Origin of the sequence: Siphonobacter sp. SORGH_AS_1065 (genome assembly GCF_030818595.1) — a bacterium.
Classification (GTDB): Bacteria; Bacteroidota; Bacteroidia; order Cytophagales; family Spirosomataceae; genus Siphonobacter.
Genome location: NZ_JAUTAM010000004.1, coordinates 586,297 through 610,207, shown reverse-complemented (window position 1 = coordinate 610,207; position 23,911 = coordinate 586,297). Strand labels below are relative to the sequence as shown.

At 47.1% G+C, this 23,911-nt stretch carries 16 protein-coding genes; 9 read left to right on the top strand and 7 right to left on the bottom strand.

Annotated elements, in window-relative coordinates:
• Positions 1-361: 361 nt before the first annotated feature.
• From QE390_RS03245 to QE390_RS03235, 3 genes are all read right to left on the bottom strand, one after another.
• On the bottom strand, positions 362-1,762 hold the full coding sequence (locus QE390_RS03245) for a pyridoxal-dependent decarboxylase (RefSeq protein WP_307141072.1): 1,401 nt from the start codon (positions 1,760-1,762) through the stop codon (positions 362-364).
• An 8-nt stretch (positions 1,763-1,770) separates the two neighbouring features.
• On the bottom strand, positions 1,771-2,226 hold the full coding sequence (locus QE390_RS03240) for a DUF1572 family protein (RefSeq protein WP_307141071.1): 456 nt from the start codon (positions 2,224-2,226) through the stop codon (positions 1,771-1,773).
• A gap of 131 nt (positions 2,227-2,357) precedes the next feature.
• A complete protein-coding gene (locus tag QE390_RS03235; protein WP_307141070.1) occupies positions 2,358-3,287 on the bottom strand; it encodes an EamA family transporter in 930 nt (309 codons plus the stop codon).
• 204 nt (positions 3,288-3,491) lie between these two features.
• On the opposite strand from QE390_RS03235, the gene QE390_RS03230 reads away from it, so the two are divergent.
• Positions 3,492-4,931 (top strand): PLP-dependent aminotransferase family protein, encoded by a 1,440-nt coding sequence (locus tag QE390_RS03230; protein ID WP_307141069.1) that lies wholly within the window; start codon positions 3,492-3,494, stop codon positions 4,929-4,931.
• A gap of 216 nt (positions 4,932-5,147) precedes the next feature.
• Here the strand turns inward: QE390_RS03230 and QE390_RS03225 are convergent, their stop codons facing one another.
• Positions 5,148-5,369 carry a hypothetical protein gene (locus QE390_RS03225; RefSeq protein ID WP_106637887.1) on the bottom strand — a complete coding sequence of 74 codons (222 nt, stop codon included), beginning with the start codon at positions 5,367-5,369 and terminating at the stop codon, positions 5,148-5,150.
• Between the two features lie 180 nt (positions 5,370-5,549).
• Positions 5,550-6,221 (bottom strand): superoxide dismutase, encoded by a 672-nt coding sequence (locus tag QE390_RS03220; protein ID WP_106637888.1) that lies wholly within the window; start codon positions 6,219-6,221, stop codon positions 5,550-5,552.
• A gap of 603 nt (positions 6,222-6,824) precedes the next feature.
• Here QE390_RS03220 and QE390_RS03215 point away from each other — a divergent pair.
• The 6 genes from QE390_RS03215 to QE390_RS03190 all read left to right on the top strand — a co-directional run bounded on the left by QE390_RS03215 (position 6,825) and on the right by QE390_RS03190 (position 16,922).
• Positions 6,825-10,037 carry an efflux RND transporter permease subunit gene (locus QE390_RS03215; protein ID WP_106637889.1) on the top strand — a complete coding sequence of 1,071 codons (3,213 nt, stop codon included), beginning with the start codon at positions 6,825-6,827 and terminating at the stop codon, positions 10,035-10,037.
• Positions 10,038-10,167: 130 nt separating this feature from the next.
• Positions 10,168-11,229 (top strand): efflux RND transporter periplasmic adaptor subunit, encoded by a 1,062-nt coding sequence (locus QE390_RS03210; protein ID WP_106637890.1) that lies wholly within the window; start codon positions 10,168-10,170, stop codon positions 11,227-11,229.
• Between the two features lie 95 nt (positions 11,230-11,324).
• On the top strand, positions 11,325-12,635 hold the full coding sequence (locus QE390_RS03205) for an efflux transporter outer membrane subunit (RefSeq protein ID WP_307141068.1): 1,311 nt from the start codon (positions 11,325-11,327) through the stop codon (positions 12,633-12,635).
• A 542-nt stretch (positions 12,636-13,177) separates the two neighbouring features.
• Positions 13,178-14,449, top strand: a complete 1,272-nt coding sequence (locus QE390_RS03200) for a hypothetical protein (RefSeq protein WP_307141067.1) — start codon at positions 13,178-13,180, stop codon at positions 14,447-14,449.
• Positions 14,446-15,714 (top strand): hypothetical protein, encoded by a 1,269-nt coding sequence (locus tag QE390_RS03195; RefSeq protein WP_307141066.1) that lies wholly within the window; start codon positions 14,446-14,448, stop codon positions 15,712-15,714. Before QE390_RS03200 ends, QE390_RS03195 begins: the two co-directional genes overlap by 4 nt.
• A 38-nt stretch (positions 15,715-15,752) precedes the next feature.
• Positions 15,753-16,922 carry an acyltransferase gene (locus QE390_RS03190; RefSeq protein ID WP_307141065.1) on the top strand — a complete coding sequence of 390 codons (1,170 nt, stop codon included), beginning with the start codon at positions 15,753-15,755 and terminating at the stop codon, positions 16,920-16,922.
• Here QE390_RS03190 and QE390_RS03185 read toward each other — a convergent pair.
• Entirely contained in the window at positions 16,919-17,722 is an 804-nt protein-coding gene (locus QE390_RS03185) for a polysaccharide deacetylase family protein (RefSeq protein ID WP_307141064.1), read from the bottom strand. The two genes, QE390_RS03190 and QE390_RS03185, sit on opposite strands and share 4 nt — an antisense overlap.
• Positions 17,723-18,009: 287 nt before the next feature.
• Here QE390_RS03185 and QE390_RS03180 point away from each other — a divergent pair, with 287 nt between their 5' ends.
• Together QE390_RS03180 and QE390_RS03175 are read left to right on the top strand one after the other, a co-directional pair.
• Positions 18,010-18,669, top strand: coding sequence for an HAD family phosphatase (locus tag QE390_RS03180; RefSeq protein ID WP_307141063.1), 660 nt, complete (start codon positions 18,010-18,012; stop codon positions 18,667-18,669).
• A gap of 251 nt (positions 18,670-18,920) precedes the next feature.
• Positions 18,921-21,878 (top strand): glycoside hydrolase family 3 N-terminal domain-containing protein, encoded by a 2,958-nt coding sequence (locus QE390_RS03175; RefSeq protein ID WP_307141062.1) that lies wholly within the window; start codon positions 18,921-18,923, stop codon positions 21,876-21,878.
• Between the two features lie 530 nt (positions 21,879-22,408).
• On the opposite strand, the gene QE390_RS03170 is transcribed toward QE390_RS03175, so the two are convergent.
• Complete coding sequence (locus tag QE390_RS03170; RefSeq protein WP_106637900.1) at positions 22,409-23,734, bottom strand: TolC family protein; 1,326 nt, start codon at positions 23,732-23,734, stop codon at positions 22,409-22,411.
• Positions 23,735-23,911: the final 177 nt, after the last annotated feature.

Genomic DNA, 23,911 nt, shown 5'->3' with positions numbered 1-23,911 from the left:
AGGGAGGCCTTTTTGATGCCTTGCTATATTTAAACTAATAACTTATGGATCGACTAAAATTTATAATCGTTGGCCCATACTATAAATCAATGACAGGCTCGGGGTATCATGGCAGGAAGGAATCTGCCACTTATGGTAGAGAGAAGATGGAATCTCGCACTAAAGGCAAACAAAGTTGCTGATCAAGCTTAAGCTGTTTCAGATTCATTTACGTGCACAAGTTAAGTTCAAAAACTATGTACAGGCTACTTTTCTAAATCATCGCGACTCGAGAGCAGAACTATCTATTCCTCTGACTACCAACGTAACAAAGACGCCTGACTGTTCTCAGGCAGGCGATCCTTCTTATTGCCGGGTTATTTCAGTCATTCAACAAATGCAAAACAAAGGTTAATTCTTCCAATGCTTCGTCGACGTGCGATTCGCTCGTCCGGAAGTTGACGAAAGCCGCCCGCAGGCAAAGCGTATCTCCTAGTAACGTCGGTGTCATAAACACCTTTCCCCGCTGATTGAGTAAGTCCAGGAATTCGGTGGCTCGCTCGGGCATTTGGCGAAGTGTAAAGCAAACGACGTTGAGCCGTACCGGAGCCACCAGCCGGAAATCCGTACTGGCTTCAAGAGCCTCACCCAACCGTCGGGCACAGGTTACACTTTGCTCAACCATCGCCGCAAAACCCGCTTTTCCGTAAGCCATGAGGCTAAACCAGGCGGGTAATGCCCGCAGTCGCCGTGAATTATCAGGCAGAAAGTTCAGGTATGAAAAATTGTCATCCGGGTCCCCCAGGTATGGAGCATTGGAATTCTGGAAGGTTTGTACCTGTAGGTGCTGGTGTTTCCGCTGCGTAAAAATGACGGCACTGTCGTAAGGGACATTCATCCACTTATGGCAATCGACGGTAATACTGTCGGCCTCTTCCCAGCCCTGCAATCGGTCGGCGTAGTGGGGTGAGCAGGCCGCAAAACCACCAAAAGCCGCGTCTACATGCCACCAGAACGTATACTGCTGCCGGAGTCGCTGTATGCCGCGAAAATCATCAAAATCGACGGTATTTACGGTTCCACCACTTGTACTTATGATGATGGGTTGCCCCTGATATTCGCGGAGTTTTTCTTCCAGATGCTTCAAATCAACCGCTTCGCGATCCGGCAGGGTCCGCAGTTTAACCAGACGATTACTGCCTATGCCCAACATGGCCATCGCTTTGCGTACAGCCGAATGCGGGGTAGCTGTCAGAACGATAGGTTGCGTAGACAAGCCTTCCCTAGCAATGTCCTGACCCATTTGCACGCCCGCCCACTGCCGAGCCACGGCCAGACCAGTGAAAATCGACATTGTAGCTCCTGCTACAAAACCACCCATGAAGGTATCCGGTAAGCCCAGCAACTGCCGCATGCCTCGAATCGTTTCGACTTCCAGATGGGCCGAGCGATCACCCGTGCCCTGGAGATTCTGTGGATTTGCATCAAATACAGACGTGAGCCAGTCGCCCGCCATGGCCGCTGGCGTGGTACCTCCCACGACAAAACCCCAGTAGCGGGGTCCGGCACTGGCCACCATCCAGGGCTGGTAATGTTGGCGGAAAAAGGCCAGCGTTTGCAAGGTTCCCCAACCTGCTTCGGGCAATTCTGCTGAAACGAAATCTTGTACCTGCGGACTAGTTGGTACGGATTCGATATTTTGAAGATAGGCAGTGGCCTGCTGCTGGATTTCCCTGAGCAGGTCATCCCACTGCTCTACGTCCGTTTGTAAGGATGGATTCATGGCTTTTACTAAACGAAGGATTGAAGGCTAAAGCGGCGATGGTAATTCATTTGTCCAGTATGATAGGCCAAATGCATCAGCAGATGCGTCAGCACCACGGCAATGCTTTGCTCGGCAAAAATCTCCAGGATTTCCGTTGGATACGGGGCTTCGAGGTCTTCCACCTGCTCGACGGATTGCCGGATAAGAGCGGGTAAGGCCTCTATTTCTGTCAATAAGGCTTGATGCGAAAACACTTGCTGCGTAAACTCGGCTTCGCGGTTGCGTTGGTACGGCACCTTACCCAGCGTCAGTCCAATGTATGTTTTCAGATTACCGATCAGGTGTTGCCCCAGATGTCCGGCAGAATTGATGGTTCCGGGTACTACCGTCCAAAGCGTTTCTTCATTCGGATAGGTCTGAAGTTCGCTGGCAAGTTTGGCGAGTTCGCGATCATAAAATCGGATATAGTCAGCTTTAGTCATAGATAAAAAAATAACAGTAGGTGTGAAAACCTGTTTTTTTGCCCTTGGCAAATCGTATGGTTTTTCGTACCAAGGTTTAGAGTACCGCTTTTCTGGGAAGCCTATTTTATTGAATACTATTCGGCCTGATATTAGGCCTCTGCTGCTTTTACTACCAAAGCTCTCTTTTTCGCTTGCTGTAGCCGATAACCCTGATTCACCAGGTACACGCCCAGCATGGTAATCGTAAAAGCCAGTCCCGTAATCCAGGTGACGTGTTCGTGCAGAATCAAATACCCTAAAATAATGGCTACCAGAGGATTAATATAGGCATACACCGAAACCAAGCCAGCGGGTAACTGGGACATTGCATACAGGTACGACACAAACGCAACAATTGATCCAAAGACAATTAGGTATAATAGAGCCAGACCCGAAGTTAGACTCAGTGACGGCAAGTGTTGCCAGTCTTCCGCCAGGGCACTAAGTACCAAAAGGCCCGTCCCGCCAACCAACATCTGAATAGCCGCGTTGAAAAAGGCATGGGATTGAGCCCGATGCGTTTGCGTATACAAGCCTCCACTCGCGAAAGACAGGCACGAGAAAAGCGTTACGCCAATGCCCATCAGCGAGTTTCGATCGGCCATGAAGTTCATATGATCGCGGAAGACCAGAACTACACCCAGAAAACCCATCAGCATTCCCAAAACAATCCGGCCATTGAGCTTATCCTGAGGTCGGATGACGAGTTGAATAACGATTGTAAACAAAGGAATCAGCGAGCAAATGAGAGCGGCCAGTCCACTCGGAATAAAGCGTACGGCCCAGCCCACAATACCAGTTCCGAACGTAATCATGCACAAGCCGGGAATGATTTGCAGTTTGATAGCGGGCCAGCCGGGTACGGCCCGGTGTCGAATCATGGCAAAGGCGAGTAACAACAGTCCGGCTGTCGTATTTCGAAGAGCCATGAACAGTAGAGCTGGAAAACCTGCCACCCCTATACGGGCAGCCAGATAGGTAGTGCCCCAGAGGAAACAGACAGTAGCCAGAGCTACATACGCTTTTTGAGTGTTTCGCATCGTCGTAGTCAGGAAAGTACGCCGTAAAACTCGGTTTTATTCGCTAACAAAAACAGATGCAGATTTTTAAATTACAAGCATAACAGATTTAATAATTTTCTTCGAAAGACTGTTGTATTATTCTCAGTATGAAGCGTATACTTTTATTGGCTAGCTTTTACCTTTGCCCTCCTAACCGATTACCATCGCTGTCATTCATTTTTCATGGCGAACACATCACTGACCGAAGAATTTCTATATGTTCAGGTAGCTGAGCGACTGGAAAAGCAAATGGAAAGCCAGATACTCAAGACTGGCGATAAACTTTTATCCCTGCGAGCCCTGAGTCTGGAACAGGGCATCAGTTTGAGTACCGCTTATAAAGCGTACGTCGAACTGGAAAACAAAGGCCTGATCGAAGCCCGACCCAAATCCGGGTATTTCGTCCGTTATACATCCACGCGGGTACCGCAGCTCCTGCCTTCGCCGCCTATTGATCGTTCCCTGGAAAAGGTCAGCGTTGACGCCATGATTCGCCGGGTGTACGAAAATCTTTCGCAGACGGACGTAGTCAAATTATCCGTAGCGACCCCGGCTCTGGAACTCTTACCGGAAGCCAAACTCAACAAGGCCATGCTGGAAGCCCTCCGGCAAAACCCCAGCAGTTGTACCGCCTACGAAGAACTGCGAGGCAACCTAACCTTACGCAAGCAGATTGCCAAACATGCCTTTAACTGGAATGGCAACCTTACCGAACACGAGGTTGTCACTACGCAGGGTTGTATGGAGGCTCTGGTCTTTTGCCTGAAGGCCGTTACCAAACCCGGCGATACGGTAGCCATCGAAAGCCCGACGTACTTTGGCATTTTCAACGTCATGAAGAGTCTGGGACTACGGGTACTCGAAATTCCTACGGATCCTACCGAGGGTATTCGAATCGATTTACTGGAACAGGCTCTGGAGAAAACGCCCATTGCTGCCTGCCTGTTCGTTCCTAATTTCTGTAATCCGGTGGGAGCTTTGATGCCCGATCACCGCAAGAAACAACTGGTTAAACTGCTGGCTTCCCGGGAAATTCCGTTGATTGAAGACGACATTTACGGGGAAATGTACTTCGGTAAAACCCGGCCCCGTACCTGCAAGAGTTTTGATACGCAGGGGCTGGTCATGCTCTGCTCGTCGGTTTCTAAAACGCTGGCCCCGGGGTATCGGGTGGGCTGGTGCATTCCGGGCCGTTTTCTGGAACAGGTGCTGAATGTCAAACTCATGCATACCGTTTCATCCGCTACGCCCACGCAGGCGGCCATTGCTATCTTTTTTGAAACGGGCCGGTATGATTTACACATGCGAAACCTGCGAAAAGCCCTGCACACGCAATGTCTGCGGTACTTGCAGGCCATCGCCGACTATTTTCCCAGAAGTACAAAAGTCAGCCGTCCGCAGGGTGGGTACGTTTTATGGATTGAACTGGAAGCAGGAATCGATGCTTTCGAGGTATACGAAAAAGCCTGGCTCGAAAAGATCAGCATCGCTCCGGGTCATATCTTCAGTACGGATGCCCGCTTTACGAATTACCTGCGAATTACGTTCGGGGCTCCGTATACACCAGAAATTGATAAAAGTCTGAAAAAACTGGGACGCCTGATTGATTCCTTTCGAAGGTAATGGTCGCTTTGTTATACGCCTTTTACCTTCTCTACTCCGTTCTGAGCTTAACCACTGGCAATAACTACTCAGGCGACTGGATTGCCCACGAATCGGAAAGCGGTGCCGACAAGCCTCGGCACCGCTTTATTACATCCGAATTGCTATGGACTCAAATTTCGGGATGACTCATGTTTCCTATTCTGCTACTAACGAAGATCCATCAACTAACCACTACTACAAAATTCCTCCGCCCAGCATCAGTCGCACGAAGGCTACGATCAACACCAGAATGTTCAGATTTCGGCCCGTCTTATTTTCCGAAAGAAGGCCGATCCCCATACCGATGAAAGCAATGGGAAGAGCAACCCAGTTGACGATTCCAACGAAGGGAATCAAACCGGCCAGAGCAATGACGAACGCTACAATGCCGATGAAGATGGAGAGGAGATTAAGCATAGTTTTAAGGGCTTTTACGAGAATGACTTACCCAAAGAGAAAGCATTTTGAGTAATACTGAAAGCCACAATCCACCATCGGATTCAGGGTCTGAAGGACGCATGAAAAACCGGATGATAAAAGAAAAGGATGACTTCGCCTGAACGAAATCATCCTTTTAAAGCAGGGTATAATATTGGATTACTTAAGAGCTTCGGCGTAGTTTTTCGCAGCGGCCTCCCAGTTTACTACGTCCCAGTAAGCTTTGATGTAATCAGGACGTTTGTTTTGATACTTCAGGTAATAAGCGTGTTCCCATACGTCCAGACCAATCACGGGCGTACCGGGCGTTTCAGCCAGTGCCATTAAGGGGTTATCCTGGTTAGGCGTAGATACAACCGCCAGTTTTTTATCAGGGGTAACAATCAGCCAGGCCCAGCCTGAACCAAAGCGGGTTGAAGCGGCTTTGTTGAATTCTTCCACGAACTTATCGTAGCTACCGAATGACTTGTTAATTGCTTCGGCTAAAGCTCCTGAGGGCTTACCGCCACGCTTGGGACCAATGGTATTCCAGAAAAACGTGTGGTTCCAGTGTCCTCCACCATTGTTACGAATGGCAGGAGCCGTGTTTTTATCAATTTTCTTTACCACCTGAAAAATCGTCATCGAAGCTTCAGGCTTGCCTTCAACGGCTTTATTCAGGTTATCTACATAAGCCTTATGGTGCTTGCCGTAGTGAATTTCCATCGTTTGCTTATCAATACTCGGTTCCAGAGCATCCGTAGCGTAAGGTAGGGGAGCCTGAGTAAACTGGGCTGAAACCTGAAAGGCTGAGGCCATTAGTCCGGCAACAAGGAGAGTTTTGAAGTTCATGGTTGATAAATGGTTTCTAAGGTAAAGATGCTGCGAAGCATGCAGTTGAGGGGGCAAAAATATCCCCGCTGTGCAAGGTCGCAAGGATTTCTTAAATAAAGATTACTTTTTAAATAGAATAATTCTACGAATCAGGGTTAGGCCCATTCAATCGAGCGAAAGCCCTAAAGTACCTTATGTCTTTAAAAATTCATGCCTAGTCGATTACTCAGACTATTTTACATATATCGGGTCTAGATTCAGTGCTTTGATTTAAACCCAATCCGTTTGGGGGTGTCAGATTCTAATAGTACTTCAAAAAGGTTTTTCTCCATTTTCTTCTTAACACATCGCGTTATGACTTGCCTCTATTATGTATGTTACTCGCCGAATGATCGATTACAAGCCAAAAGCTCCAACAGGAGTGATTAGTTTTTAAACGGCTGGGATTTCCGTTTTTGAGATAAATTGGGTTTTAATTTAAATTTTTCCCGAAAACCACTGGAAATGAGAAAGTCACTGAACTTTTACGCCGATCTTTTCTCTTGTTTTCTTATTCCAGGCCACATTCCCTTGTTTCGCAGGTATTTATTGATTCCGTGTTAGACACTACTTTCTCTTGTTATGTGGATTGTCCGATTAGCCTTACAGCGGAAATACACCATTGCGGTGCTAGCTCTGCTGATTCTGATTTTAGGGGTGGTGTCGATTCGCCAGATGCCCACCGACATTTTCCCCCGTATTAATATTCCCGTTATTTCTGTGATCTGGACCTATCGCGGCCTTTCAACCGACGAGATGGAAAAGATGATTACCAACTTCTCTGAAACGTCAGTTATTAACAACGCTTCGGATATTCAGCGGGTAGAATCACAGACCTATAACGGCGTAGCGGTGCTGAAAATTTTTTTCCAGCCGACCGTAAAAATTGAAGAAGCCCTGGCGGCTATTACCGGGATTTCGCAGACCATCCGGGTGCGGATGCCACCCGGAACCCAGCCGCCGATTATCGTTCGGTATAATGCTACCGACGTTCCCATTATTCAGTTAAGTATTTCTTCGGATAGTTTAACGGAATCACAGATTACCGACTACATTACCACCCGGATTCGTCCGATGATTTCGACCGTGCCGGGTAGTCGCCTTTCGCAACCCTTCGGGGGAAAGGCCCGTCAGGTAATGGTAGATCTTGATCCTGAGCTATTAACCGCTCGCGGCGTATCTCCCGAAGATGTGGTAAATGCCGTTTCTGGCCAAAACCTTACCTTGCCTTCTGGACAATTACGTCTGGAAGATCGGGAGTATAACGTTCGTCTGAATACCAAACCCGATGCCATTATTGCCCTGAATGATATTCCCGTGAAGACGCTGCCCGGTGGCGTAGTGATTCACCTGCGGGATGTGGCGAATGTACATGATGGTTCGATTGTGCAGACGAACATTGTCAAGCAGGATGGTCTTCGGGGGGTATTATTAAACATCGTGAAAACGGGTAATGCCTCGACCACGGAAGTAGTCGATAAAATCAGAAATGAAGTATTACCTGCCGTTCGTGGAGCGGCTCCAGCTTCTTTACGCATTACGGAGCTTTTCGATCAATCGGTATTCGTACGGGCCTCGATTCATGGGGTAGTGGTGGAAGGTCTGATTGCGGCTTTATTAACGGCGGCGATGATTCTGCTCTTCCTCGGAAGCTGGCGGAGTACGCTGATTGTAGCCATTTCAATTCCGCTTTCCATTCTCTGCTCGCTCTCGGTGTTATACCTGATGGGAGAGACGCTTAACATTAATACCCTTGGCGGATTAGCTCTGGCAATTGGGATTCTGGTGGATGATGCAACCGTAACCATCGAGAACATTCACCGAAATGAAGAACTGGGCTTGCCGTTGCGAAAGGCAATTATGGTCGGAGCCCAGCAAATTGCTACGCCCACGCTGGTCGCTACGCTGACGATTTGTATCGTATTCGTTTCCGTGTTATTCCTCGAAGGCCCGGCTCGATTCCTGTTTGGCCCGTTGGCGTTGTCGGTTGTATTTGCCATGATTGCCTCGTACATTCTTTCCCGTACGCTGGTGCCCACCCTGGCTGATTTATTACTCAAACACGAACCCCATCACGCTGCCGATTATCAGCAGAACGGGCAGGCTCGTCGTCCGAATCTTTTTGCCCGGATGTATCAGAGCTTCAACCGGGGATTTGATCGTTTCCAAGGCCGTTACCTCAACGTCCTGCAATGGAATCTGAAACACCGGAAGTCCGTGCTGGTGGTATTTTTATTGGTGGTCGGAGTTACCGCTGCGATGATTCCATTCGTGGGTCGTGACTTCTTCCCGTCGGTAGATGCCGGACAATTTAAGTTACACATGCGAGCTCCGGCGGGGTCGCGTCTGGAGGCTACCGAACGTACGGCATCCGAAGTGGAGAAAGTCATTCGCAGTATTATTCCCAAGGAAGAAATCGAAACCGTCATTAGTAACATCGGTCTGACGAGCGAGAGTTATAACATGGTTTTTCAGGATAACTCGTCCTTAGGCTCGGCGGATAGTGAAATTCTGGTGGCTTTGAAAAAAGAAAAGTCACATCCAACGGATTATTACACCCGGGCCATTCGGGCCAAATTGGCGGAGGCCATGCCGGAAGTTACCTTCTTCTTTCAGCCCGCTGATATTGTTACCCAGATTCTGAACTTCGGGCTGACATCGCCCATCGATATTCAGGTGATGGGTTTTGACCGCAAGAATAACCTTCGTATTGCCAAAGAAATTCAGGCGAAAGTAGCCGAGATTCCGGGAACGGTTGATGTGCATTTACATCAGGTCATGAACTCCCCTGAATTATACGTGAATATCGACCGCGAGCGGGCTAATCAGTTGGGCTTGAACGAAAGTAAGGTGGCCAGCAACATGATGATTTCGATGAGTGGAACGACGCAGGTAAACCCGAACTTCTGGCCTGATCCGGTTACGGGTTTCCCCTACCTGATTGCCGTTCAGACGCCTCCGTATAAACTCAATTCGATTGATAAACTCATGCAGACGCCGCTGGTAACTCAAACGGGCGAGTTAACTCCGCAGTCGCTGGCAAACGTGGCTAAAATTGAACGTCGGGTTACGCCTATGGTCGTGAACCGTCTCAATACGCAGCCGATGTACGACGTCTATGCCTCCGTGGAACGGACGGATCTGGGAAGCGTGTCGAGTAAGCTGGAATCGATTGTAAAAGAATACCAGAGCCAGTTGAAGCCGGGTAATAAAATTGAAGTTCGCGGTCAGGTAGAAAGTATGAATTCGGCCTTCGTGCGTCTGGGCATTGGTCTGATTTTCGCGGCGGTACTGGTGTATATGCTGATGGTCGTGAACTTCCAGTCTTTCCTGTATCCCTTCATTATCATTACTGCCTTACCCGGAGCGATGTGCGGGGTGGTCTGGTTATTATTCCTGACGCAAACCACGTTCAGTATTCCTTCGCTGATGGGAGCGATTATGAGCGTTGGGGTAGCTACGGCCAACTCCATTCTGCTGGTAAGTTTTGCTCAGGAACAGGTATTCGATCTACACTTTACGCCTTACGAAGCGGCGGTAGAAGCGGGAAGAACCCGTCTTCGTCCGATCCTGATGACGGCCTTGGCGATGATCATCGGTATGTTACCCATGTCTTTAGGTTTGGGTGAAGGAGGCGAGCAAAATGCTCCGCTGGGCCGGGCCGTGATTGGCGGTTTATTACTGGCGACGTTTACGACCTTATTATTCGTCCCCGTCGTATTCAGTTACCTAGCCAAAAACCGAACCGAAGCAGAATTAGCCGAAGAAAAAGAACTAGCTGAAATGGAAGTATAATTGAGTTGTTAGTTTTCGGTTTACCGTTTTCAGTTTTTGTAAAAGAACATTCATTGAAAACAGTAAATCGAAAACTGAAAACCAAAAAAGACTGAAAACGGCAAACTGATAACTGTAAACTAGTAAGAACATGAAAAGACTTTGGATATGGCTGATTCCAGTAGGATTGTTGGCTTTATTCTTCTTCGTGGGCATATTACCCCGAATTAAAAATCAGCAGGAGTTACACGCGGAAAGTGATTCCCAAAAAAACCGCACGACCTTGGTAAATACCGTAGTAGTGAAACGAGCGGCTGACACGACGGGCCTTACCCTTCCTGGGCAGATTATGCCGTATCGCGAAACGCAGGTATACGCTCGGACCCAGGGTTTTCTGCGTCAACGCTTTGTAGATATTGGCAGTAAAGTTCGTCGCGGAAGCCTATTAGCCACGATTGATGCTCCCGAATTGGATCAGGATATTCTGAAAGCTCAGGCCGACCTGAAACTGGCTCAGTCTAATCTGGATCGCGTGAAAAGTGCGGGTATTCCCGGAGCTGTTTCACAACAGGATATTGATAACCGTCAGGCGGGTTTCGAAGTAGGTCGGGCTACGCTTCAGCGTTTACAGGCGTTGAAAGGCTTACAACAGGTTCGGGCACCGTTCAATGGCATCGTAACGGCTCGTAACGCCGATGTAGGAGCCCTGATTAATACCGGTAATATCTCTCTGTTTACCGTTTCGCAACTCGACACGCTTCGGGTGTATATCGACGTCCCACAAACGTATTACCGCATGGTTGCCATTGGTTTACCCGCAACGGTAAAGATTCCAGAGTTAGGTAAAACCTTCACAGGAAAAGTCGTTCGGACCTCGGGAACGCTGCGTTCCTCTTCGCGGACGTTATTAACCGAAGTAGCCATCCCCAATCATTCGGGTGAATTGGTAGCGGGTCTATACGGCCAGGTAACGCTGGACGTTCGGGCCGAAAATCCTCCCGTTCGTATTCCGGCCAATACGTTATTAGTTACGCCGGAAGGGCCAAGGGTTATCGTGGTTTCGGCTAACCATCAGGTAAAATACCAGCCCATTACCATCGGTCGCGATTTTGGTACTAGTCTGGAAATTCTGGAAGGCTTACAGGGCGACGAACGTCTGGTAACTAACCCCTCCGACGGCCTAAAAGACGGCCAGATAGTGCGAGTGAAGTAAGTGAGTTTAGAGTTTAGTGTTTTGAGTTGACAGAAAAAGAACTCTAAACTCAGAACCCCAAACTCCCAACGCTAACGCATGTTTTACCGAACGTTATGAATTGTATTGTTAAAATCAGTGGATTGGTGTTGCTGGCGGTTAGTACGTTGCGGGCACAGACACCAGCGAGCCGACCTTTCGTTGATCCAGAATTAGATAAATTAATAGAGGCAGGACTGAGCTTCAATCCCGATGTAAAAAATGCCCTGAGCCGGGTAGAAGAAGCTCGCATCCGAATTCGGGTGGCCGAATCGTATCTGCATCCTACCGTTCGGGGGAATCCCGGTATTCAGACGCAAAGTCTTTCGCCCAATCGCCCGGTGCAGTTCGTGAACGTGCGGGCCCAGCGGGTGCAACTGACCACGTTTCAGATTCCGGTTGATGCCAGTTTTGAGCTGGATTTATTCCGCCGACTCAGGCAGGGCGTACGGTTAAGCGAAATACAAACGCAAATTACCGAAGCCGATGTGCAAATTACTCGGCTGGCCGTGGCTTCTGAAATTGCACGGCTGTATGCCCTGGTGCGTGCGAATGATGCCGAACAAACAGTTTTTGATCGAACCCTGACCGCCCGTGATTCGGTACTGGCCGTCGTCCGCGAACGCTTTCGGATTGGATTAACCAGCGAAATTGACGTACGCCGGGCAGAAACGGAGATTGGTAATCTCAAAACCCAGCAGTCGGCCCTGCAACGCAGTCGCCACGAGCTGGAAAATGGTCTGGCGATTTTAACTGGGCAAAGTCCGGAAAGCTTTACGTTGGCTAGATCCGTTTTACCGATGTATCCAACGCCTGTTTACGCTACAATTACGCCCGAGCTTTTGAAAAATCGTCCTGATATTCAACAGACGGATTTACAGATTTCTGCCGCGGATGTGAACGCAGATATTGCTAGCAAGGCATTGAAACCCCGGGTTATTGCTGCGGGCTCCGGTGGATTAATCAGCGGTCGGGTAGGAGATGTGTTTTTACCTTCAAGTTATACCTATACGGTAGGAGCAACGGCCAGCTTCCCGATTTATGAGGGTCGCCGAAACCGCGAGAATATTAACCTCGCCCGTCAACAGGTGCAAACGGCCCGAACGGTGATAGATCAGCGATTAGTAAATGCCCAGCGGGAAGCGGAAGTAGCTCTGGACAACATTCGCGATCTGGAAACGCAGATTGCCAATCAGCAAAATGTGATAGAAACGGCGGGTAAAACCGAGTTACTGGTAAGAGACGTTTATAAAAAAGGGTTAACTACGTATCTGGACGTGCTGGATGCTCAGCGAACTTCGCTCGAAGCAGAACGACAGCTAGCCCAGTTACAAGGTCAACGCCTGATTTACGCCGTAGCCCTCTGGAAAGCGTTAGGGGGTCAGTAAAAGATTAAAAGGCAAAAGAAGACACGTTTTCACGTGTCTTCTTTTGCTACGCCGTGGTTGGTATCTCACCAACCACGGACTTCTGATTTATAACCCCAAAGAACAGGCGATCATACACGTAGAGACGCGACTTCATCGCGTCTGGGGTAGAGGCGTTTTTACTATTGGGTACTGGTTTCCATTTCCCAGCCAGAGGCGACTTTATGGCGTCTGGCTGGGAAGATTAACCCTAATAATTTGTTAAGGTGGTCATTCGTCGCCGTTTGGAATAATAAATCCGTTGTAGACGACTTTAGGATCATAAATCCGAAGGGGCGATTTAAAGCCATTTCGGATAACTTTTACCCCTTTTGGGCATACAAAGAAAACGGAGACAATCGAAGTTCATCACTTTACGTTGGTTGACTCGGGAATAGTAAATACTTTTGCAGCCCAGAAACACAATGACGTCCGGCAAAGGAACCATTGGTAATGTTCTAACGAAGCAAACTTCCCATCTCTGAAAAAATTATCTTCAACCCCTTGATAGATTAACTAGTGCAATGCCAATTCTTACCGTCTTTTACATTAAAGTAATCCTGAGTATTTTCCTGACCTTAGGTGTGATTTTGACCATCTGGAAACCGACTGTAATCGCCGGGTGGCAACAGAAAAATGATACGTTGGCCTTTAGTCTGGGTTTCCTGTTGCTGCGTCTGATTCCCTGGATTGTTATTTTCATTCTCTTCAATCATGACCCTCGGGGAGACGTTCCCTTTTTCTATTATAAAGCTCAGGCCGCAAAAGCGGGCGGTTTCGTATACCGCGACTTCTGGTCCTACCACGCTCCCTTATTCGCTTATATCATCAGTTTGCCATTATGGATCTGGCATAATTCCCGTTCCATTGTGCTATTCATGGTACTGATGGAGACGCTGATTCTCTGGCTAACGTATCGAACCTATAAAAAGGAAAAATCCAACGCTCTTCAGGCAACGTTCATTTACTGGCTAATACCAGCTTCGTTCATGTACATTCTGATTGATGGTCAGGAAGAAGTCTGGTTCTGGGGACTGGCTTTATTAATGTGGCGGCACGTAAAGAAAAATCCCGTTGATTATGAAGTAGGTCTGGGCGTAATCTTTGCTATTGCCTTATTAACCACGAAAGCTACCTTCGTTTTCTTTCTGCCACCGCTCCTGGTAAGCGTTCGCAAACCCATAAAAATGCTGCTGGTTATGGCCGCTATTGGCCTGCCTGCTCTGGCCTTTTTGTACTGGCAAATTGGTGACAGGTTCCTGATGCCCATTCAGCATACCGAGCAGTTAATGACGCCGAACCTGTTCTCCATTACCCGGCCATTTATAGAATTATTCGTACACATCGATCAAACGAATTCTACTGCCGTAAACTGGATTGGGTTAATCATTACGATGCTGCTGGTATCGTATCTGGCGTATCGTGGGCGAGTGAACCCGCTGAGTCACACCTTACCTTCCCTTTTTATCGCTACGTTTGCCTGTATGATGATTTTTCAGGCGAGTGCACCCGGAGCGTACCTGATTGCGTATGTACTGGCAGTAGTGTTTGAAATCGTTGACCTGAGAAATAACAAACATCTGTTAATCTTGTTAGTACTAAGTTGGTTGACCGTCGTGCAGCCTTTTGTCAATGTATGGATTAAACAGCCCGATTACATTAGCTTCTCAATGTTAGCAAATCCTGCGTATTTGGGTGAGTTAGCGTTACAAGTGATGAACGTGGCCTGTTTCTTTTGGATTGTTACGAAAGCCGCTATTAAGATTGTGACTCCTAATTATTTAAGATCGGCATGAGTGTTGTTCTAGCCAAGTTGATCATTAGTCTGCTTTGCATTTTGCTGGTAAGCGTTGTGCTCTATTTCAGACCCCAGATCACCCTTGGATTAAAAAATAAAAGCGTCGTTGGCGTCTTAGGCACCAGCTGGGTATTGCTCCGCGTGTTGCCTTTTCTCTTGATTTATCTGTGGGCTGACTATCAGCCTACTTCCGATGTGAACGGCTTCTGGGACGAGGGTAGCAAGGCCTCGCAGGGCATGCTGGTATACAAGGATTTCTGGTCCCCGTATTCGCCTTTATATGCCTATTACTTAGGCCTTTGGCTGAAAATCTGGTATAGCCCGAAAATGATTATCCTCACCATGGCCGCTATGGACGGCCTGGCTCTGGCATTAACCTATCAGCTTTTTCGCTACAAGACCACAAAAGAGGATCTGCTCTTTAAATCTTTAGTGTACCTTTTATTACCAGGATCGCTGGTGCTTTGCATTGTGGGTGCTCAGGAAGATATCTGGATGTGGCTTTTTGTCGTAGGGGCTTACTTAACCCGCAAACGCTATGGCGTAGTTGGTTTTAGCCTGGTCATGGCTCTGGGAGTGTTGATGACAAAGGCCATTTTCGGTCTGGCTCTGTTTCCTTTGTTTCTGATTGAAAAAGAAAAAATTCGTTTCCTGATTCCTATTTCTATCGTTGGGGCCATTTCGGTTGTGGTTCTGTACCTGACGGTTGGGATGGAGTTCATGCAGCCTCTCGATGAAGCTAACGTATTGCGAGCACCCAACATTCTGTCGGTTATTAACCCTTGGGCTTTCAATTTGGTAGGATTGGGTGCCAAAGCCTGGAACTGGATCGGGCTGGTCATTACTATTAGTGCGGGCTGTCTGACAGCCTGGCGATTACGCAAGCATGAATACCCCGTTATGCTGGCTCATTTATGGGTAACCATGTACGGACTGATGATGATTGCCCAGCAAAGTGCCTACAGTAATTATCTGTTTCTATTCCTATTACCCATGGTTTTCGAAATCATCGACTGGAACAATCGAAAACAAATCTTCTTGCTTTTTGTATTTAATGTGCTGGCCGTTATTCACCCTTCAATGTGGTGGCGGCAGGGTATGCCGATTTACCTGAGTCCAACCGATATTTTTGCCATTCCTGATCGTACGATAGATTATTTCATTCAATTAGGAATCGTTTGTGTGACACTTTATTTTGTTTGGGGATCGTTTCCCCGAAAAAAAAAAGTAGCTCAGAACGAACCGGAATTAGTAGTGGCCTAAGCTATATTTATACATCCCGAAACTAGAAAAAACAGTAGTTGGAATCTACCGCAAACAAATGGCCTGCGGAGGAGCAGTCCTCTGCGAGAAAAGCAATTCAGAAACGGAATTTCCCTAACCTGAATGGAGTACGCTGCATCGCAGCTATGTCGGTATTGATTCACCATCTGGAGCAGGCTAAACATACGTATGGAGTAGTTAACATCTACGAAATAACGGTAGTGAAGCACGCCGGTCGTCTGGGGGTTGGTTTGTTTTTTGTGTTAAGCGGATTTCTGATTACGTATCTACTATTGCAGGAAAAAGGCAATTTCGGGGACATTTCCGCTCCAAAATTTTACCTGCGAAGAGTCTTCCGAATCTGGCCGATTTATTACGTCATGGTCTTGCTGGCGGTCTTCGTATTTCCTAACTTCTCAATCTTCTATTATCCGGGTGTAACCGAGTTATTACAACGTAATTTCACGGAACGGCTTTCGCTGTTGATGCTGGTCTTACCTAATTATGCCTTTGTACTTTATGGCATTCCATACTGGGCTGCTCAGGCCTGGTCTATTGGCGTCGAAGAACAGTTTTATTACCTCTGGCCCTGGATCATCAAATACCCTAAAAAAACGATAGGTATCGTTGCCATTTTTCTAACGGCTACCGTTGGATTATTAGCGTTAGGCATTTATTTTCTGGATGCCCCTGAAGTTAGAAAGATAGATGGAGTTCTGACCTTCATTGGGCAGTTTCGCCTGTTAATCATGGCTTTAGGGGGAGCAGGGGCGTATGTAGTTTATAAAAATAATACCAGAATACTCAATGTATTGTATCGAAAAGATTTACAGATTGGCATCTACATACTCTTCCTGATCTGTTTCTTTTCCGGCATTCACATTCCGGCTTTTATGGAAGTGTATTCGCTGTTTTTCTGCTTCTTTATCTTAAATGTAGCCACCAATCCCAACAGTATTATTTCTCTGGAAAACCCTATTGTTAGTTACCTGGGCAAAATTTCTTACGGCTTATACCTTTATCACGTCGTGGTTTCCATCGTATTCATTAATCTGTTACGAATGTATGCTCCCGAATTATCCATGACGGTTTACAACCTGATTTTATATCCCTGCGTCATTGGATTTTCGGTACTGGTCTCGGGCCTGTCTTACGAGTATTTTGAGAAGCCCTTACTCCGTTTTAAGGATGAACGGTACGGACGTTAATCTTTCACGTTAGGTAAGTCAGACATACGGTAAAATTTCAGGTTTAATTCCTGGGCCGTCGCCAGAATTTTCTCCAGAAAACTAATATCAAATCCATATTGCTTCGCCGTTGGGGGTGCTGATAAGGGCTCATGCCCGAACAACAAAACGGCTTTCCCTTTCTCCTTTGCCTTCACTAAAGCATCTTTCATTTCTTCCTGAGAAAGATTCGCACTGTAATCAATCAGCAGAGCATCCACTACGCGTTCCTGATCGAAGTCATAGTAAATCTGAGGTAAGTATCGGGGCGGAATATGGTAGAGTTTAAAGCCTTTGTAATGACGTTCCGCCAGGGCTACATCACGTAAAATCTGAAAACCTGAAGTGAGTAAGACGGAATCGACGCGGGTGTTATGATTGCCGCCGGGGTGAGCATAAGAGGTAGGGTAAAAACCGGCTTTATTCAGGTAAGAAAGTCCGGGACGGATTTCAGTATTAAGATAACCTTCTACGCCTAAGTCCTGAATCATTTGCGTAGAAACGCCGTGAATGGTACCGTGGTAACCAATTTCATGCCCTTCGTTCTGAAGTTGCCTTAGTAAAGTGATGTCTTCTGCAGAAAGCGAATCCGGGCAGTTAATGAAGAAAGTAACCTGGGCATTGTACTTCCTGAAAAGCGGTATTAACGCGGCCCATTCCTTCAGAAAATGATCGTCGAAAGATAAGGCAACGCCGGCCCGTTCAGGATGTTTCGGTGGCGTATCACATCCGAACAAACTTATAAGCAGCAGGAAGAATACTAGTAATTTATGAAAAGACATACGGTGAATTTAATCAGGAAACGGCCTGAAAGATAACAATTATAAGAAGTAAACAGGTGATGTGTTACACCTTAGACAATAGGAACAATTGCGATCATCTACGGTAACTGAATCACCATCCCATAACCTAAACGCAACTAAGCCGCCTCTTTAAAGCATCTGGCTCAAACACTCTAACAAAATCTAACCTTTCTAAACACTACTCAAACCTCTCAAACTTCAACTCATTTCTATGGTGTACGCTGGGAAAATCTCTACCTTTACTGAACGAGCTTATTTCCTTTCCCATGATAAAAACCGTGATTTTTGATATGGACGGGGTGATCGTTGACACCGAACCCGTGCACCGTTACGCCTTTTTCAAACATTTTAACGAGTTAGGCATTCAAATTACTGACGAAGAATATTCGACGTTTACGGGTTTATCCACCCGGAATGTATATCAGGGTTTAAAAGCAAAATATAATCTGGCCGATGAGGTAGAGGCGATGATTCAGCGGAAGCGGTCTATTTTTAATGATGCTTTTGACGAAAAAGAGGACCTAGACCTGCTCGAAGGCGTACGTACGTTGATTGAAGATTTACATCAGCATGATTTTCAGTTAATTCTGGCTTCGTCAGCTTCGAAAGTAACCATTGCCCGTGTCTTCAAACGCTTTGGCTTGTCTCCTTACTTTACGCATATCGTCAGTGGAGAAGACTTCCCAAAATCAAAGCCCGATCCGGCCATCTTCGAGTATGCGGCTTCGCTTTCGGTAGCCCCTAAATCGCAATGCATCATCATTGAAGATTCGACCAACGGTGTAAAAGCCGCCAAAGCAGCGGGGATTTACTGCGTGGGTTATAACAGTGAGCATTCCGAAATGCAGGATTTAAGTCTGGCCGACCAGGTGATTAATCATTTCTCGGAATTAAACGCCGAAAAAATACGAGCTATCGAACCGTAGATGTACAATTCATTACGTCTGTCAAATAACTTCCCGAAAGTTTCAAACTTTCGGGAAGTTCCATTTTTAGCCAAAGCTATTTATGGTATGAACTACTAAAATCTAGGCCGTGGCTGGTGTCCTCACCAGCCGCCATCAAGTGGCTGGTGAGGACACCAGCCACGGCTTGAGGCTTGAAGAATTCCAAAATACCCATTCTTAAAACCCGCGTATTCTTCACCAAAATCAAGGGGAACCCTTATTTTTGATGTATGAAACGCTTCATTCCCCTGTGTGCGGCTGTACTGGCTTCACTTACCTCTTACGCTCAAAAACCTTTTCAGACGGGTAATCAACACTGGGCCGATTCGGTTTTTGCCCGCCTGACGCTCGACGAGAAAATCGGGCAGTTGATGATGCCCCGTGCTAATTTTACTAATCAGGCTTACGACCAGGAAAAGCTGAAAGGCTGGGTTCGTGACTATAAGGTCGGTGGATTGGTATGGTTTGCCAATCAGCCCACGCGACAGACGGCCATGATCAACGAGTTACAGGCAATTTCAGCCGTACCGATGATGATGGGAGAGGATCTGGAATGGGGCCTTACCATGCGACTGGACAGTGCGGTTCGGTATCCGTACGCTCTGACGCTCGGAGCCATCCGGCAAAATGACGACTGGTTTTACCGCATGGGGAAACAGATTGGCGAGCAGTGCCGCCGGGCAGGCATACACATTAACTACGCTCCCGTGGCGGATGTAAATAATAATCCGAATAACCCCGTCATCGGTTTTCGTTCGTTCGGGGAAAATCGGGAAGAAGTGCTTCGCAAAGCCAAAGCATACATGCGGGGCATGCAGGATGCCGGATTAATCACCTCGGCTAAGCACTTTCCTGGTCACGGCGATACGGATGTAGATTCTCACGCAGATTTACCCGTGATTAACCATTCCCGGACCCGACTCGATTCGCTCGAATTATATCCCTTCCGGGAGTTAATTAAGCACGGTCTGAATGGCGTGATGATTGCTCACTTGAGCATTCCTGCTCTTGACCCTACGCCTAATCAGGCTTCGACGCTTTCCAGACCCATCGTAACCGATTTATTACGCAAGCAAATGGGTTTTGAAGGACTCATTTTTACGGATGCGATGGAGATGCAGGGCGTAGCCAAACATTATCCTCCGGGCGTAGCGGGCGTAAAGGCCTTATTAGCCGGAAATGACGTGCTGGAAACCTTCACGGATGTGCCCGTCATGTTTCAGGCTATTAAAAAAGCTCTGGTTTCAGGAGAAATTTCCCAGGCCGATTTGGACGATAAAGTACATCGCATCTTGCGGGCTAAGGCTTGGTTAGGGCTGGATAAATATCAGGCGGCTCCTTTAACTAACTTACTGCAAGACCTCAACAAGCCCACCGCCGAAGCTTTATCACGCCGAATGTCGGAAGCTAGTTTGACGGTATTGAAAAACGAAAATGGGACATTACCCATCAAAAATCTGGCTACGGCAAAAGTTGCCGCCATTAGTGTAGGAACGCCCGCCCAGGGACCTGTCAAACCAACGGCTTTTCAGAGCATGTTGATGAATTACCTGCCGGTAGATACCTTCCAGGTAGATATAAAATCGTCGGCTCAGCAATTGCAAGCCATTAAGGACAAGCTGGCTGAATATGATCTGGTAGTGGTAGCTCTGCACAGTCCGTTTTTACGCTCAGCCAATGCCTGGCCAGAGGCAAATCTGAAGCTGGCTCAGTCGTTTGTAGGCTTACCCAATGCCGCTTATCTGTTCTTCGGAAATCCTTACGTGTTGAATAAGTTACCCGGCATTGAAAAGTCAAAAGCTTTGGTAGTTACCTATCAGGAAACGACAGTCATGCAAGAGTTGGCTGCTCAGTTAGTAGGAGGGGGTATTGGAGCCAATGGGCAACTTCCAGTTACCGTGAATCAGGAGTTTAAGTTTGGAAATGGCTTACGGGTTGAACCACTGGGTCGTTTCAAATATGGAGTGCCGGAATTAGCTGGAATAGATTCAAAAATACTGAATACCAAACTGGATTCCATTGTCAATCAGGGGTTACAGGAGAAAGCCTATCCCGGAGCTTCGGTGGTGGTAGCGAAAAACGGAATGGTGATTTTCAAAAAAGCCTACGGAACGCAGACGTATGAAAGCAAACAACCCGTGCGGGAAACGGATTTATACGATCTGGCTTCGGTAACGAAAGTCAGCACGTCTATTCTGGCTCTGATGCGTTTGCAGGATGAGGGTAAATTCCGGCTGGATATGACGCTCGGCGAGTTTTTTCCGAAATGGAAGAATTCAAATAAGGGTAAGCTAAAAATGATTGACATCCTGACCCACCAGTCGGGACTGAAAGCCTGGATTCCGTTCTGGATGACGGCTAGAGACTCAACGCGTGAAAGTGGCTGGAAACCCCGGACGTTTAGTAATGAGCAGAGTCGTCGTTATCCCATCGCCATCGCCGACCATTTGTTTCTGCACCGTCGGTATCGTCGGGAGTTAATGCGTCAGATTGAAGAGTCTCCCGTAAATCCAAAACAGGGGTACGTCTACAGCGATCTTTCGTATTACCTCTATCCGCAGATTGTTGAGAAGATTACCGGAGAAAAATGGGAGGATTATCTGAAGAATACTTTCTATCGTCCGATGGGGGCTACGACCTTAACCTATAATCCCCGTGAACTATATGCATTGGATCGAATCGTACCAACGGAATATGATTCTTTATTTCGGAAAGAACTGATTCATGGTCGCGTACATGATGAAGGAGCAACCTTAATGGGAGGTATTTCTGGTCACGCGGGCTTATTTGGAGACGCCAATGATCTGGCGAAGTTATACCAGATGTATCTGAACGGAGGTATATACGGTAACCAGCGTTTTATCAGCGAAAAGACCATCAAACAATGGTCATCGTATCCATTCCCGGTTGAAATTAATAGTCGTCGCGGCATTGGTTTTGATAAACCTGATCGTAACAAACCCGGCCTCTCTGGACCTCCTTCCGCAAGTGCTGAAAGTTTTGGTCACTCAGGTTTCACCGGAACCTTTGTGTGGGTAGAGCCGAAAGAAAAGATGTTATACATTTTCCTGGCAAACCGGGTATATCCCACTCGTAACAACTCCAAAATCAGCAAACTTAATACCCGAACGCAGTTTGGTGAAATGATTTACGAAGCCATTCGTAAGTCGAACGTACCTGGATTTTAGTAGATAGTTAGGAGTTAATGATTAGCAGAGCATCCCGAAGACTGTCTGGTTTCCGGGATGTTTTGTTTGAAGCCTTAGAAGAGAAGATGGATTGTAATCAGACTAATGCTTTTCGAGAAGTCTTACTGCGACTGCCAGCATGGTCGCTGCCAGCTTTTCCGCTGGCAGCACTATGTTACGTCCTTTGGGAAATTGTAACCTATTGATTCACTAAATATTAGGTAAGACCAAGGCAAAATGCTGCCAGCGGAAAAGCTGGCAGTAGTGGGATTCAGCTTTTTAAAACAGAAATTTCTCTAATTAAGTCCCTACCATCATGGCCGGGCCACGATGGCAGCGGCAGGGGTTAGCGTTTTAAAAAACAGAAATTTCTTTACCAAGTCCTTGCTGTTTTGGCCGCTGCTAGCAGAGTGTTATTAGCAGAAAGGCTGGCCACAGGGGTAGCGGAAAATAACAAGCTCTTGTCTCTACGATACAGAACTTCCCGAAAGTTTCAAAACTTTCGGGAAGTTGATAAACAGCTAACAACACTATTTCACAATCTGGCTGCTTAGTCGGTATAATTCAATTTCAGACACTTTGGCGTTATACTGAGCCTGTAAAAGTCGAATTTCGGCGGCTACGAAATTTCGCTGAGCTTCCCGTAATTCCAGTGGGGCAGCTACGCCAATTTTATACCGTTCCAGAGCAATGTTTACGTTCTGCTGAGCCGTTTTGGTGTTAATAGATTCGAGGTCGAGTAGATTAAGATTATTCCGGTAGTTTTCGTAAGCCTGCCGTAAACCCGACTCGACCTGTACTCGCAGATCCTCTTCCTGAAGCTTAATAATCTCCTCGTTGATTCGGGCTCCCTGAATGCGTCGATGCTGATTCAGCCCATCAAAAATAACGGCTGTTACTTGTACACCTCCCGTAATGTTACCGACTGTACCACTTCTTACCCCGAAACCAGAACCGCCGTTTCGAAGTCGGTTATAAGTATATCCTCCCAGCAAATTCACATTGGGCCACAGCAGAGCCTTCTGGTTCTTCACGTCCAGATTGGCAATGGTGCTGTTATGACGAGCCAGCATCAACTGAGGATTTTGTGATAAGGTTTGCTCTTTAAGAGTTTCGTAAATGAGGTCCCGGTTTACCAGTAAGGTATCCTGTGGGTTAAAATTGATGTCCAGCGATCGGGCCAGTAGCTGATTAAGCTGGGTTTTGGTATTGGTAAAGGACAATTGCTGGGCAATCAGGGTGGCTGTGTCGGCGTTGAAGTCAACCTGTGCGGTCAGGTATTCCACTTTTGACCCCTGACCAATATCGTAGCGGTCTTTAGCCAGACGACGACGCTCCCGAGAGATGACCAGTGCGTCTTCTAAAAAACGGGTCTGCTGTCCTTGTTGTACGGCGGCATAATACGCATTCGTAACCTGAGCAATCGTACTTTCGATGGTTACCTGAGCCTGAGATTCTCCCGCCCGAACGAGTTCCTCCAACCGATCTTTCGTAATGTACATACTTAAGCCATCAAAGATGGTCCAGGTGGCCGTAAGATTGCCCTGAACGTTACGGTTGAAGACGCCCCGTTGGACAAGTGGAGGGCGTACCGCATCGAAAAATCGCTGATTCGTGTAGTTAATCAAACCATTGGGTTGTACCACGGCTGTGACCAGCGGAAGCATACCCGCATTACCTCTGGTATTGTCATTTTCAGCCAGACGAACCTGGTTTTTAGCTACTTTAATCGCGTAGTTTTTATCTAAAGCGATGGTAATAGCATCTTCCAGCGTAAGATTTTCGGATACGGTCTGAGCAAAGAGAGAGAAATTAATAGCAAAACAGCAGAGGAAATAGGCTATTCTTCGACGCATGGAATTTTAATAGATTCGGGGGTTTCCAGAACGGAAAATAGGTAAATTATTCCCGTTTTTGGTCTTACATTCTCGTATAAAATACGACTACTTCTTACGAAGGTAACCGGGCAATGAGGGCACTTTAGATAATCTGAGATAAATCATGCAAAAGCCGCGACGAAGAAACGAAGCTAA

What these genes read in the sequence shown, in the direction of transcription:
- QE390_RS03175 (WP_307141062.1), top strand. Translation starts at nt 18,921, where the DNA reads ATGAAACGCTTCATTCCCCTGTGTGCGGCTGTACTGGCTTCACTTACC.
- QE390_RS03170 (WP_106637900.1), bottom strand. Translation starts at nt 23,734, where the DNA reads ATGCGTCGAAGAATAGCCTATTTCCTCTGCTGTTTTGCTATTAATTTC.
- QE390_RS03220 (WP_106637888.1), bottom strand. Translation starts at nt 6,221, where the DNA reads ATGAACTTCAAAACTCTCCTTGTTGCCGGACTAATGGCCTCAGCCTTT.
- QE390_RS03245 (WP_307141072.1), bottom strand. Translation starts at nt 1,762, where the DNA reads ATGAATCCATCCTTACAAACGGACGTAGAGCAGTGGGATGACCTGCTC.
- QE390_RS03205 (WP_307141068.1), top strand. Translation starts at nt 11,325, where the DNA reads ATGAATTGTATTGTTAAAATCAGTGGATTGGTGTTGCTGGCGGTTAGT.
- QE390_RS03185 (WP_307141064.1), bottom strand. Translation starts at nt 17,722, where the DNA reads ATGTCTTTTCATAAATTACTAGTATTCTTCCTGCTGCTTATAAGTTTG.
- QE390_RS03215 (WP_106637889.1), top strand. Translation starts at nt 6,825, where the DNA reads ATGTGGATTGTCCGATTAGCCTTACAGCGGAAATACACCATTGCGGTG.
- QE390_RS03240 (WP_307141071.1), bottom strand. Translation starts at nt 2,226, where the DNA reads ATGACTAAAGCTGACTATATCCGATTTTATGATCGCGAACTCGCCAAA.
- QE390_RS03195 (WP_307141066.1), top strand. Translation starts at nt 14,446, where the DNA reads ATGAGTGTTGTTCTAGCCAAGTTGATCATTAGTCTGCTTTGCATTTTG.
- QE390_RS03235 (WP_307141070.1), bottom strand. Translation starts at nt 3,287, where the DNA reads ATGCGAAACACTCAAAAAGCGTATGTAGCTCTGGCTACTGTCTGTTTC.
- QE390_RS03225 (WP_106637887.1), bottom strand. Translation starts at nt 5,369, where the DNA reads ATGCTTAATCTCCTCTCCATCTTCATCGGCATTGTAGCGTTCGTCATT.
- QE390_RS03210 (WP_106637890.1), top strand. Translation starts at nt 10,168, where the DNA reads ATGAAAAGACTTTGGATATGGCTGATTCCAGTAGGATTGTTGGCTTTA.
- QE390_RS03230 (WP_307141069.1), top strand. Translation starts at nt 3,492, where the DNA reads ATGGCGAACACATCACTGACCGAAGAATTTCTATATGTTCAGGTAGCT.
- QE390_RS03180 (WP_307141063.1), top strand. Translation starts at nt 18,010, where the DNA reads ATGATAAAAACCGTGATTTTTGATATGGACGGGGTGATCGTTGACACC.
- QE390_RS03200 (WP_307141067.1), top strand. Translation starts at nt 13,178, where the DNA reads ATGCCAATTCTTACCGTCTTTTACATTAAAGTAATCCTGAGTATTTTC.